Raw genomic sequence first — 12,205 nt, 5'->3', positions numbered from 1 at the left:
CTTCCCGAAAGCGATTTTGGTCAATCAGGAAATAGGAGAGGCAGTATTGTCGAAGGTGAATGTGAAAGGAAATTTTTTTTGCAAAAGTTTAAAACCTGGAAGCTCAGATAATGGAAGGACAACAAAGCTTCTGGTGAAAAGGCGAGGGTGAGGCAAAGTAAGTTTCTCACTTTCAATTGTCAGATCACTCCAAAAAAGAATGTCGAGGTCGATGATCCTGGGCCCCTTTGGTATGGTGCGATTTCTTCCCATGAATTTTTCTGTTTCCAGAAGGAAATCCATGATGCTCTCTGGCGAATCCGCAGGAAGTTTAAATTCTAATACTTGATTATAAAAGTCTGGTTGATTGAGATAATCCACGGCCGGGCTTTCATAAATTCGGCTTTCAGCTATGAATGTGAGCTTTTGGGAAAGTAGATTGCGCGCTTCTTCCAGATGGGTTTTGCGCTCGCCGAGATTTGATCCTGTCGCAATAAAAAGTGACATGATTATTTTGTCGTTTTCTTGCTGTCTTCCGTCTCAGTGTTTGGACGGACCTGGTCTTCAACACTGGAGACTGGTGGTTTATCTTTTGTGCGTTCAATTTCTTCTGGTGTGAGCTCAGTTGTTCCGGTGTATTCGCGAATGTAAGAATCCACGCTGGTATCTGGATACTGCACAGGCGGAGCTTTTACTCCACAGCTTGAAAGTGTGATTGAAATAAGAGAAAGAAGAAGTATTTTAGAATTCAAGAGTCATACCACCGCTAATAATATCGCTTCCTAGGTCGGCCCTAATAAACCAACCAGGTACAATCCTTTTTAGAACAGTGACACCGAAAATAACAGAACTCTTTTTTAAATCATCAACTAAGGCCAGTTCATTTTCTCTTTGTGCAGCCGTTGTTGTTCCGTCATCTACTCCGGCCCCCGGAGAATCGACATTAATGACCTGGTAGCCGACGTAAGGCATGATGTAGCTATAGAAAGGTGCATTGAAAGTGTATTTAAATTTCCCAGTGATGTTCACCATACGGGTATCTAACCCTGTTGATGGGTAATCATTGATCGTGTTCATTCCTGCACCCAGCTCAGCCCAGATATTATCACTTAGTTGGTATCCCCATGAGGCATTGAAGTGTGTGTAGCGCTTGCTTGCACCTTGATCATCTTTTCCGGCAATTAAGCCAACACCGGCAGAGAGTAGGTTGTCAGTTTTAATTAAACGTTTAGATGTCTCTTCCAGAGATAAGTCATCATCATTGAGTGTCGTCGAGTTAAAGAGGTCATCTTCGTCCTGGACCTTGAGATCATTTTTCGCTTTTTCGGCAGTCTCTTTAGGGGCCTTTTCTAAGTTGCTATAGTAACTATCGTCACCTTTTAGCACTAAAACTTCTTTTCCCTGATTGAGTTGTTTCCATAAATTTACATTGTAAATTTTAACAATTTTAATTCCCGACATGGCCTCATCATTTGTTTTTGCAACTAAAGCGCGACAAACTAATTTATTGGCCAAAAGAAGAGAGATGAAGTCACCCTTAGAAAAAGTTTTGTTCTCATTAGTAAGGATGAAGATTTTTTTAGAAGGTGAGATTCTTTTGATCGTTTCTGAGACTAAATTAGGAGCAACGTCCGTCTGAGCGGTCTCCATACGGTCTTCTTCCTCTATGTCATCTAATACGTTTTGGGCATATCCCGCCGAAATCATTAGCGTAAATAGTAGAGTAAAAAGAATAGGTAATTTAATATTCTTTAAGAACATAAAATTATTCTAGGATTTCGCGAAAAATTTGCAACTTAAATAATTCCCGCACCTTTTGTTCCACTTTGGTGACTAAACTATTTGGCAACATTTGCCGATACAGCTACCAACAAGAGGTATTTATATGAAGATTGTTACTCTACTAGCTTTGATTTTAACCCTGAGTGCTTGTAGCTTATCCGACTCTAAAAAAGAGGAAGTGGCAGTTCATAATGATGACCTGGAGTTTGCAGTAGACACTCTTGGAGATCAGCCATCAAATTCAGAATTTAAAGTTGAAGAACAAAAGATTTCAGAGTCTGTTGTTCCAGACGAATATCAGGCACCACAGCCACAAGAAAATGAAGTGGCGATGACGGCACCTGAAGAGCCAAAATTCGAAGAATTTAAGAAACCAGATGAAAAAGTGGAAGAGTTCCTGGCCCAAAACACTGTGGAAGCTCCGGCAAAAATCAAAGTTGAGGAGCAGCCAGCTATGCACTATGGACCGATGGAAACATACCGCGTTCAAAAAGGCGATACTATGATGATGATCGCTTTCAAAATCTATGGTGATTACCGCAAATGGAAAGACATCAAAGAATGGAACAAAGGTGTAAAAAAGGTTTCTGAGGGCGTAGAGCTGAAATACTATGTGCCGGATCAAAAATTTGGATGGATGCCAATGGGTCTACCATACCTGGTTAAGACTGGTGACACTCTACAAATCATTTCTATGGATAAATACGGAACGACGAGAAAGTGGAAGTCTATTTACGAGAATAACCGTCCACTTATTAGAGACCCGAATCTGATCTTCGCAGGCTTCACGTTATATTATCAACCAACACGTGATCTTGCTTCTGAGCCAAAATAATCTATAATCAAAAGATAATGGTCATTAAACCGCAAGGCCCAATTAAATTGGGCCTTTTTTATTTTTATGAAACGATCTTTTAATTTAATTCTCTGCCTTGCCCTGGGGCTTCTTTTATCTGCTTGCTCAAGCACTAAAAAAGCAACAATCGACTACACCGGAATGGGTGAGCTGAAAAATACTGACTATATCGACCACCTGGCCTCGGCCGGAGGGGACTATTTAAGCTACGATGAGGTTAAGACCATCAAGCTGCTTCCTGTAAGCCAGGAATACCTGGAAGACGTTTATGAACGTCTGGTTTCAAATAATCAGATGATTTTAAATCTTTCAGAAAAGCCGAAGTTTTATATCATCCAACATAAATCGCCTTTTCTGTTTTCTCTCCCGCGCTCCCAATTCTTTTTTTCATCGGCCTTGATTGAACGTTATCTAAAGAGTGAAGAGCTTTTTGTCGCGGCCTTTGCCGCCGAGATAGTCAGAAGCCAGCGCTATATTTATGAAAAGCAGTTTCTTCTTCCGCTGGGCTTTTACAGCACGGAAAAAATGATTCAATTGACCCGCCTTAAAAATGAAACCAAGATTCAGGTTAATGAGTGGGCCTATTTTATTTTAAAGCGCGCAGGCTACGATGCTTCGGCCTACCTGAACTGGATTCAAATCCAAAACAGAAACACGCTGGATTTCGCCCTTTTCCTGGGAGACCCGATCGGGATCTCAAAAGAAGAACATTTATTTAAAAATTTCATGTCAAAACAAGGTGTACTGGGGGTTGAAAAAAGATTCAACGAAGCCAACTCATCTAAAGCATTTTATAAACTGTTAAACAATATTGTGAGTAGAAAATGAAGCCAGAGCAATCAGAAAGAATCCTCGTTGAAGAGCTGTTCAAAAAGACCATCCATAAAAATCTTCTTAGTGACGATCATGTTATTAACATTGAGAAATTGACTGGAGATGCTTCAACGAGAAAGTACTATCGCATCTGGACTTCAAAAGAGTCTTATGTTGCTTGCCTGGATAACCCAACAGCAGAAGGCGCAGATGAGCCAACATTTTTAAAACTTCAGCGCGTACTTCACGCAGAAAAGGTTCGAGTCCCACTGATTCACGATAAAGAACTTTCGACAGGCTATATCCTGGAAGAAGATTTAGGAGATGTGACTTTCCTAAAAGACATTGCTCACATTGAAGGCGTGAAAGCAGAATACGAGTACTATATTAAGGCCATTGACCTTATGGCCTCAATCCATAAAATCGACACAAAAAAATACACAGGAGAAAGCTTTACTAAGCTTGCTTTTGATACAGAAAAACTTTATCAGGAAATGGAATTTACTAAAAAGTATTTCCTGAAAATGTACCTGAGCCTAGATGTAGAAACAACAGAAGTTCAGGCCCTTTATAAAAAGCTGCATGAAATGTGTGTGACTCTCTCAAATGAGCCACGTGTTCTGGTTCACCGCGATTATCACTCGAGAAATCTGATGATTAAAAATGGCGAGCAGATCGTTATCGATTTCCAGGACGCGAGAATGGGAACTCCACTTTATGACCTGGTGTCTTTACTTGAAGACTGTTATTACCAGATCAACGATACAAATAAGAAGCTTCTAATTGAGTATTACTACAATACTTATTTTAAAAGCTTTGATCCGAATAAAAACTTCGAGCAGTTTAAGTCAGTGTATGACCTGATGGCGATTCAAAGAGTGTTTAAGGCGATTGGAAGTTTCGCTTATATCTACGCCGATAGAAAAGACCTTCGTTATATTAAGTATATCGGGTATGCCTTTGAGAAAGTCAGAAGCATTATGCTAAATCATGAGCATTTTGCGAATGAGAGAAAAATTCTTTCGAGCCTATACTATGCAAATTGATCACGCTTTAATTTTGTGTGCTGGAATGGGAACCCGCATGGGGGAGATTGGAAAAAAAATTCCAAAACCTCTATGGCCGGTATTTTTTAAGACTCTTTTAGAGCTTCAGGTTGATTACTGCCACTCTTTAGGGATTAAAAGACTCTTTCTCAATACTCACTTCCTCTCGGAGGAAATTGAAACCCATCTTAAATCAAATCCTAAATTTGCAGACGTGATTATGCTGCACGAAGATCCTCTTTTAGATTCTGGTGGGGCCATCCATAACATGGCCTCAAGGGGCGATGTTAATTACACTGGAAATTTACTTCTGGTAAATGCCGATCAGTTCTTGTTCTTTGACCAAAAATACTTCACGGATGCTCTGTCGGCGCTAGAGAACTCGCGCGCGGCTTTGTTTGGAATTAAGGTTGATAAAAGTGCCAAATACAACGAAACGGTACTGGAAAACGACCTGTTAAAAGAAATCAGAAAAACTGACGGGAGTTATGACTACATAACGTATTCAGGACTTGGGATTTTAAAGCTGGATTCTCTTGATCATGTGGCAGGAATTTCAAAATTTTTTGAAACTGTGGCCAACTATAAAAAAGAACGTGTGCACTTCGTGGTTCCTGAAAAATTTGAATATTGGGATTTTGGAACAGCTGAAATCTATTTTGAAAGTATCCAGGAAATTTACCATTCACTTAAAGAAAATAAACATAGCCGTTTAATGGATTTTCTTCAGGAAAATAAAGCACTGGAAGGCAATGTCGATGCTTTTTTTAACGACGAACTTCGCTCGGTGAACCTGGAAGGAAACGGTGAGTTTTTTGCCAATGCGATTGTAGGAAAAGGGATCGTGCAGAAGTTAAACTAGAAGATCTTCTTTTTAGTTTCTTCGGTAATGAGTTTGATACAATCTACCGGGCACACTTCGACACAGGCATTGCACAGAGTGCACGACCATGTTTCTACGATATACTGAGTGCCGTTTTTTAAGATAGCATTTTCAGGACAAATTAAATTGCAATTGTCGCATGAAATACAAAGTGTGTTAATTTCAAGATATGGTATCATTGGTACTATAATAGCAAACCTCTTGCCAGGCTTCCGGCAAGGGATAAAATTTCCTCAATAAGCGATGAAAATTTTAAGAAGAAATTACGAACATAGAAACCTGATCTTGTTTTTGATCTTTTCCCTGATCTATCTCCAAGCAATTTACTCGCTTTCTAAAGGTGTTTCGCTTATTTCTCTGGAAGGTGTAAAAAGCTTTTTAGGAAATCACTCTTTCATTCTTATTTTAACAGCAATCACTCTCTATATGATTGTGACAGTCAAAAAGCACTCAGATAAAATGCTGCTTTTTTGCCTCGGAATCATCACAGCTAAAAACTTTATTATGCTGGCCGCAACCTTTAACAAGCTGATCCTGGGATTAAACTTCGTTTACCTCATCTTTGCTTTCTACTTTTTTGTGACATGGGAGCTGGAAATTGCCAAGGCTTCCTACAATCCGAACTTCGCTGAAAACGACCTGGAAAAAGAGTCGCGCTTTCAACTGAAAGGAAGAATTGAAGGCACTAATGGCGAAGGCGGATTCGATGTTCACATTACCAACATTGACGAAAATAGTTGTTTTGCTCTGGTGACGAGAGCAGATGCTGAAGCTTTCATTGATGGACTGGATACTAAAGCGACTTATCAACTGGTTGCCGATTACGAAGGAATCAACTTCACCCATCCGGCCACCCTCACATCAACTTATGACCGCGGAATTGGCCTTGATTTCATTAAAGAAAAGAAATCGGATATCCAACTGGATTGGTCGGACTTGTACAAAGTTTGCCTAGAAAGAGGCCTTTTTAGTTAGTCTCTTAATTTTCCCTGGGCCGGTGCCGAAAAGTCAGGCATGAGTAATGATGACACATTAATTTCCAAGCTAATTTCTGAAACCTACACTGAGGCTCCAGATAAGGATCAGCCTAATGCCGTTGTGGATTTGAGAAATTATTTTGAAAGAAAACTTAACGAAGTTGATTTCAATTCTCTAAGCGATTATCTCATTCAACACGACCTGAGAATGAGTGAGCTTACTTTCCAGTCGGGAAGTAAATGCTATCGCCTGGTTTATAATAAATCAGTATTGGATTTTCCGTCGAACTGGTCGATCTTTAAAGACATCAAATCAGAAGACGTGGTGTACGTCGATCAATCACTTGACCAGGATTTCCTGCTGGATATTTTCTCTGAGCTTACAGGGATTCAATCAAACCTGGCGCTGGTGAAAGAGGACAGTGGAGTTAAATTAATCTATCTTCCGGAAGAAGTTTCTAGGGATCATGTGAAGTGGTTTAGAGGATTTTTTGAAAAGAAGAATCTGGAAAAGTCACAAGAAGAAGCGGCCTAAATTTCTTCAGACCGCCATTGCAATTTAATTATAGACCTAGGTAGAAGTCTTTCATCATCTTCGCGTCTTTTTCAAGATTTGGCGAGTTACAGATGACGTATCCACGACAGTCAAAATCTTTAAGTGCACGAAGTAGATCGCGCCAGTTAAAGTCTGAGTCTTCCAGGTTAAGGTGCTTTAAATCACCTTTAGAGTTAGAAGAAATCCCAGAGATATGAATGTGCATGTTTTGAAGAGCATTTGGATCCAGCTCTTCTTTTAATTTTTTAAGTACAGTACAGAATTCTTCGTACGTGTTGTACTCGTTTGTACGAGCAAACAGGTGAGAGAAGTCCATACATGGTGAACATGAAGAAACTGATTTTGTTAAATCGATAAGCTCTTCAAGTGAACCGAATTGAGAAGTCTTTCCTGTAAGTTCAGGACGAAGCTCGATCTGAATATCAAGACGGTTAAGTCTTTCTTCAATCACGTTAAGTGATTTTTGAACCAGGTCGAATACATCGTAAGGAGAATCTTTCATATAGAAAGCAGCGTGGAAGGTCATAGACTCAGCTCCACACAGATCAGAGATCTTTGCTGTTTGAATAATTCTTTCTACAGATGAATCGATTTTATCTTGTTCGCGAGCGTTCAAGTTAATGTAGTACGGACCGTGTGATGTTAGAGGAATTCCCAGTTCGTAAGAAACCTTACGTAATCCAGAAGACACTTCTTCTTTCATACGAACACCGTGAGCAAATTCAAGTTGCATACAGTCCAGGCCTAAAGCGTGAACTTGCTTAACTCCATCGATTGGATTATTTTTCTTTGGCGTAGAGTTCGGAACCCCTGCTGTACCAAAAAGAAGACGTTCAAATTTCATATAGAGCTCCCCCAAGTAATAAGACTCGAAATCACCACATTGTTACCACATATCCGAAAAATACGAGAGACGCGTCGTGAAAACCCCTTTAATATCGGAGCCTTATGGAGCGCCTGAAAATCCCCACCCTTTCAAAAATGCACTTGCTTGCCTTATAGCTCTAGCCCGGATTTTTGTCTATAATTTATGAATAGCAGTGTAATAATGACATCAAGATAAACTTAATTTAGGGAGTTTTTATTTTTCGTTACAGGTATTTAATCATTATCTTATCCCTCTTTATTTTGAGCTTTGCACTCTTGGGACTGCTGTTGAGCCTTACCTATGGGCTAGGAGGAGGAATCCTTTTAGCTGTTATCCTTATAGCTCTTTTTTCAAAGTGGGGAGAGAAGTTGATTCTGGTCTTTGCAAAGGCCCGTTACGTAACGGATGATGAGTCCCTCATTAATCAGGTTAAAAATTTCTGCTGTCATTTAAGTATCAATGAGGTCAAGGTTTATTGGTCTAATGCTTTCGTTAATAATGTTTATTACACTGACTCGTATTTCGGTAAACCGGCCCTGATTATCGGAAGGAATATTTACTCTCAATTCACACGAAATGAGCTTAACAGCTTGATCTATGCTTCTTTGCTAAAGATTAAATCTAAAGAAGCTAAAAACCGCACCTTGGTGTCCCTGATTTTTCTGGTGCTTTATTCACCGGTTTATCTGGCCCGCGCTTTTTTTAACTCTTCTCGCACCAGACGCAATTTTGAAATTTTTTTCTACCCGGCATTCAGCATTAAAACTTTGATGTATGAGAATGAAAAAGCGGTCATCGCTTTTGATCAGGAAGTAGGAAAGATGCAGGGGCTGAGAAAAGATTATATCGCTGCTCTTTTTAAGGTGAGCCACCTGCCAAGCTTTAATGAAAAAACAATTGGGGCCCTGGCCTTAGCTGAGCTTTCACATACTAAAAATTCTACGGAAGAAGTTCTTGGTAATCTTCTTTTTAAAACAGTTGATATCAAGGCCCGTATGAAGGCCTTAAGCGCGAATTAATCTATGAAAATGCAGTTTAAAAAACTCAATATTGATCTCTCGGATTATTATCCACTGCTTTTCACGCTTATTTTCGTGACGATCCTTTTCCAGTACCCACTGGCCTCTTTTGAATCCATCATCTACGACTTAAAAGTCCGCTGGGATTTCGGGACCAGGCCGACTCCAGAAATTGTGATCGTTACTCTCGATGAAGAAAGTGATGACTATCTGGGTGACATCTATCCTTACTCATACGCTACACACTCACGTTTTTTGGAAAAAGTCCTGAAGTCTGGTCCAAAGATCGTAGACTATTTTGTAAGGATGCCGGAGCCATCTGGTGAGAATGATCCATACTTTGATGAATTTAAAACGAAGTTAAAAGACTTCTCAACTAAAGGCGGCCAGGTCAATTTCGCGACAGAAATTGATGAAGTGAGAGGGGAAGAGCTTCCGCCTGGAGGGCTTCGCGAGTTTCATTACTCATTAGCTCAACTCAATATCGACAATAGCGTTTTTGCTAAAGATGATGTCGTTAGACGTGCGATCTTTAACGTCTCTGGTGAAGAGAGCCTTCACTTGTTGACGGCCAATCAATTTAGGCAAATGAGAGGACAGCCCGCTCTTAACGTGTCTGACGTTCTTGGGGCCTATTATAACGATGAAGCCGATGCGAATTTTGTTCTCTTTAGGTATTCAGGCTCTCCGGTTTATAGCGAATTTAAATATAAAACAATTCCTTATCACCGTGTACTTGTAGGGAATTTCTCTCCGGAGATTTTTAAAGATAAGATCGTTTTAATCGGTCCCAACTATATTTCTCAAAGCGATAATTTTTATCTGACTCCGTTTAACTTAGAAGAATACAAAGCGCCAAAGCTTATTATTCACGCTTCAATTATCGATTCTTTTATCCAGAATAAAACGATCAAGATGATTCCCAGAACGGTTTCGAATATCCTGGCCTTTATTGTGGCCATTGTTCTATCGATTTTGATTTCAAGGCTAAAGCCAAAAGACGGTCTTATCATTACACTGCTGGTACTGGCGTCTATCTTGATTATCTCTTATCTGCTTTTTGTGTTGATGGGATTGTGGCTTTATACGGCCCATTTGGTTGTGACAGTTTTCGTAGTTTATTACATCTGGATTCCGTTTAGAGCGATTGGTGAATACCAGCGCCGCTTTGCGATTCAAGAGGAAGCAAAACTATTAAAGCAGGTAGAAAAGCTAAAACAAAACTTCTTGTCTCTTATGAGCCACGACTTAAAAACTCCGGTGGCGAAAATCGCCGGCGTTGCTGACAACTTGTACACGCAAAATTCAGGGAATCCGGATATTCGCGAAAAGTCTCAACTCATTATTGATTCGACTAAAGAACTTAACAAATTCATTTCATCAATTCTTGATCTGACAAAAATTGAATCGAGTAACTTCGGATTGAATAAAGTTTCAAAAGACATTAACTCAATCATTGAAACAGTTGTGAAGGATTTGAACTTCAGTGCCAATCAAAAACAGGTGTTGGTGAAAAAAGAGCTGGCCCCTCTATATCCAATTCAAATGGATGTAAACCTGATTACCCGCGTGATCTCAAACCTTGTGGAAAACGCCATTAAATATTCCGGAACGGGAACGACTGTTGAAGTTAAGACCTGGGATGATGAGAAATGGGTTTATATTGAAATCAAAGATAACGGGGTGGGAATCCCGGCCGAAGAGCTTTCTAACATTTTTGAGAAGTTTTATCGGATAAAAAATGATGCAAACCATTCAATCAAAGGGACCGGTCTAGGCCTTTATCTGGTAAAATATTTCGTAGAGCTACATGGCGGAACGATCTCCGTCGACTCAATAGTAGGTAAAGAGACGAAATTCTTAGTTAAATTAGTAAATCAATAGTAAAATAGACCAAAGGATTTAACTCCAGGAGAAGACAATGCATCGAGTGTTAGTTGTTGATGATGATAAGGTTTTACAGGACTCAGTAAAAGAGGCCCTGCTTTACCATAGCTTTGCTGTTGATGTTGCCAACAACGGTAAAGAAGCACTACACGCAGTCTATAAAGAAAAATACGATCTGGTAGTCATGGACGTGAACATGCCAGAAATGGACGGTATTTCAGCATTAACTGAAATTAAAAAAGTCGATCCATCAGTGATCGTTATCATCCTGACAGCTTACTCAAACGTCGGCGACGCCGTAAAAGTTGTTAAGGAAGGCGCTTATAACTATCTTGAAAAACCAATCTCATCAGAGAACCTGGTTGCCCTTATTAAGCGCGCTCTAAAGGCCCGCTCACTTGTTGAAACATCAATGTTCTCATCTCCAAGACTTTCTCTTGGTGGTGACGACCAATTCGTTGGTGAATCACATGTTATGCAAAAAGTTTTTAACGTTATCGACAAGCTGGCCAAAGTTAATACGCCGGTATTGATCCGTGGTGAATCTGGAACAGGTAAAGAGCTTGTTGCCCGTGCGATTCACTTTAACGGTCCAAGAAAAGACGCTAAGTTTGTAACGATTAACTTGGCTGCAGTTCCTGAGAACTTAATTGAATCAGAACTATTCGGTCACGAAAAAGGGGCCTTCACTGGAGCTTCTGAAAGAAAGCTTGGTAAATTCCAATTTGCTGACGGTGGAACACTGTTCCTGGATGAAATCGGGGATATCAGCCCCACGATGCAGGTAAAACTTCTGCGCGTTCTTCAGGAAAAAACTTTTACACCGATTGGATCTAACCGTGACATCAAAGTTGATGTTCGCGTAATTGCAGCTTCACATAAGCCATTTGAAAAAATGATTGCTGACGGGACATTCCGCGAAGACTTATTCTACCGCCTAAACGTTCTGCCTGTTTATCTTCCTCCATTAAGAGAAAGAAAATCAGACATTCCATACCTGGTTGATTACTACATCAAGTACTTCAACAATGTTCACGGTCTGAATATTAAAGGCGCAAGCGAAGAAGCGAAAAATCTTTTAACAAACTTCTCATGGCCAGGAAACATTAGGGAGCTAAGAAACGTTATTGAGCACGCGTTCATTATCGAATCTTCTGATATGATCCAGGCGCCATCTCTTCCATCAAGCCTGAAAATGACGTCTCCAACGAAAGTGCCGGAGCCGGAAGATAACTCAGACATGATGATTGACGTTGAAGGCATCCAGGATTCAATCTTTGATATGAAGAGTGATGAAGTGGACCGCGAACCTGAGAGTTTCTCATTTAACAGTGTCCTCGTTTCAAAAGAAATGGTAATGGATTTCCAGGTTGCCAAAGATCTTTTTGAAAAAGAGTTCATTATCTGGGCCCTAAAACAAAACAAAGGGAAGATTAACCAGACGGCATTAAAGGCGAATATTCCCAAGAAGACGCTTTTAAGAAAAATTGAAAAATACGAAATTCACGCAAAAGATTACGTTAACGGATAAGTTGTTCT

General features: G+C 40.0%; 14 protein-coding genes. 9 read left to right on the top strand and 5 right to left on the bottom strand.

What is annotated here, in order from left to right:
- Nucleotides 1-24: 24 nt before the first annotated feature.
- The 3 genes from folK to C0V70_RS18560 are packed head-to-tail and all read right to left on the bottom strand — an operon-like array spanning nt 25 to nt 1,740.
- Nucleotides 25-486: a 2-amino-4-hydroxy-6-hydroxymethyldihydropteridine diphosphokinase gene (gene folK / locus C0V70_RS18570; RefSeq protein ID WP_102245360.1), complete on the bottom strand. Its 462-nt coding sequence runs from the start codon at nt 484-486 to the stop codon at nt 25-27.
- A gap of 2 nt (nt 487-488) precedes the next feature.
- Complete coding sequence (locus C0V70_RS18565; RefSeq protein WP_102245359.1) at nt 489-731, bottom strand: hypothetical protein; 243 nt, start codon at nt 729-731, stop codon at nt 489-491.
- Nucleotides 721-1,740 (bottom strand): putative outer membrane beta-barrel protein, encoded by a 1,020-nt coding sequence (locus C0V70_RS18560; RefSeq protein WP_102245358.1) that lies wholly within the window; start codon nt 1,738-1,740, stop codon nt 721-723. The genes C0V70_RS18565 and C0V70_RS18560 overlap by 11 nt, the downstream gene beginning before the upstream one ends.
- 124 nt (nt 1,741-1,864) lie before the next feature.
- Between C0V70_RS18560 and C0V70_RS18555 the strand changes: the two genes are divergently transcribed.
- The 4 genes from C0V70_RS18555 to C0V70_RS18540 all read left to right on the top strand — a co-directional run bounded on the left by C0V70_RS18555 (nt 1,865) and on the right by C0V70_RS18540 (nt 5,338).
- Entirely contained in the window at nt 1,865-2,596 is a 732-nt protein-coding gene (locus C0V70_RS18555) for a LysM peptidoglycan-binding domain-containing protein (protein ID WP_102245357.1), read from the top strand.
- A 66-nt stretch (nt 2,597-2,662) separates the two neighbouring features.
- The gene (locus tag C0V70_RS18550; RefSeq protein ID WP_102245356.1) at nt 2,663-3,445 is read left to right on the top strand and encodes a hypothetical protein; all 783 of its coding nucleotides are present in this window, start codon (nt 2,663-2,665) and stop codon (nt 3,443-3,445) included.
- Nucleotides 3,442-4,476, top strand: a complete 1,035-nt coding sequence (locus tag C0V70_RS18545) for an aminoglycoside phosphotransferase family protein (protein ID WP_102245355.1) — start codon at nt 3,442-3,444, stop codon at nt 4,474-4,476. The genes C0V70_RS18550 and C0V70_RS18545 overlap by 4 nt, the downstream gene beginning before the upstream one ends.
- The gene (locus C0V70_RS18540) at nt 4,466-5,338 is read left to right on the top strand and encodes a nucleotidyltransferase family protein (protein ID WP_158649755.1); all 873 of its coding nucleotides are present in this window, start codon (nt 4,466-4,468) and stop codon (nt 5,336-5,338) included. The genes C0V70_RS18545 and C0V70_RS18540 overlap by 11 nt, the downstream gene beginning before the upstream one ends.
- Here the strand turns inward: C0V70_RS18540 and C0V70_RS18535 are convergent.
- The gene (locus tag C0V70_RS18535) at nt 5,335-5,538 is read right to left on the bottom strand and encodes a 4Fe-4S binding protein (RefSeq protein ID WP_102245353.1); all 204 of its coding nucleotides are present in this window, start codon (nt 5,536-5,538) and stop codon (nt 5,335-5,337) included. The two genes, C0V70_RS18540 and C0V70_RS18535, sit on opposite strands and share 4 nt — an antisense overlap.
- A 64-nt stretch (nt 5,539-5,602) precedes the next feature.
- Here C0V70_RS18535 and C0V70_RS18530 point away from each other — a divergent pair, with 64 nt between their 5' ends.
- Together C0V70_RS18530 and C0V70_RS18525 are read left to right on the top strand one after the other, a co-directional pair.
- The gene (locus C0V70_RS18530) at nt 5,603-6,334 is read left to right on the top strand and encodes a hypothetical protein (protein ID WP_102245352.1); all 732 of its coding nucleotides are present in this window, start codon (nt 5,603-5,605) and stop codon (nt 6,332-6,334) included.
- A gap of 39 nt (nt 6,335-6,373) precedes the next feature.
- The gene (locus C0V70_RS18525) at nt 6,374-6,871 is read left to right on the top strand and encodes a hypothetical protein (protein WP_102245351.1); all 498 of its coding nucleotides are present in this window, start codon (nt 6,374-6,376) and stop codon (nt 6,869-6,871) included.
- Nucleotides 6,872-6,899: 28 nt separating this feature from the next.
- On the opposite strand, the gene C0V70_RS18520 is transcribed toward C0V70_RS18525, so the two are convergent.
- Nucleotides 6,900-7,736: a TIM barrel protein gene (locus tag C0V70_RS18520; RefSeq protein WP_102245350.1), complete on the bottom strand. Its 837-nt coding sequence runs from the start codon at nt 7,734-7,736 to the stop codon at nt 6,900-6,902.
- A gap of 284 nt (nt 7,737-8,020) precedes the next feature.
- Here C0V70_RS18520 and C0V70_RS18515 point away from each other — a divergent pair, with 284 nt between their 5' ends.
- From C0V70_RS18515 to C0V70_RS18505, 3 genes are read left to right on the top strand one after another with little or no spacing between them, the layout of a single operon-like run.
- Nucleotides 8,021-8,779, top strand: a complete 759-nt coding sequence (locus C0V70_RS18515; protein ID WP_158649754.1) for a hypothetical protein — start codon at nt 8,021-8,023, stop codon at nt 8,777-8,779.
- Between the two features lie 3 nt (nt 8,780-8,782).
- Nucleotides 8,783-10,663 carry an ATP-binding protein gene (locus C0V70_RS18510; RefSeq protein WP_102245348.1) on the top strand — a complete coding sequence of 627 codons (1,881 nt, stop codon included), beginning with the start codon at nt 8,783-8,785 and terminating at the stop codon, nt 10,661-10,663.
- Nucleotides 10,664-10,700: 37 nt separating this feature from the next.
- A complete protein-coding gene (locus C0V70_RS18505) occupies nt 10,701-12,197 on the top strand; it encodes a sigma-54-dependent transcriptional regulator (RefSeq protein WP_102245347.1) in 1,497 nt (498 codons plus the stop codon).
- Nucleotides 12,198-12,205: the final 8 nt, after the last annotated feature.

The sequence above is a fragment of the Bacteriovorax stolpii genome (assembly GCF_002872415.1).
GTDB lineage: Bacteria > Bdellovibrionota > Bacteriovoracia > Bacteriovoracales > Bacteriovoracaceae > Bacteriovorax > Bacteriovorax stolpii.
This window is presented reverse-complemented; position numbering and strand designations above follow the sequence as displayed.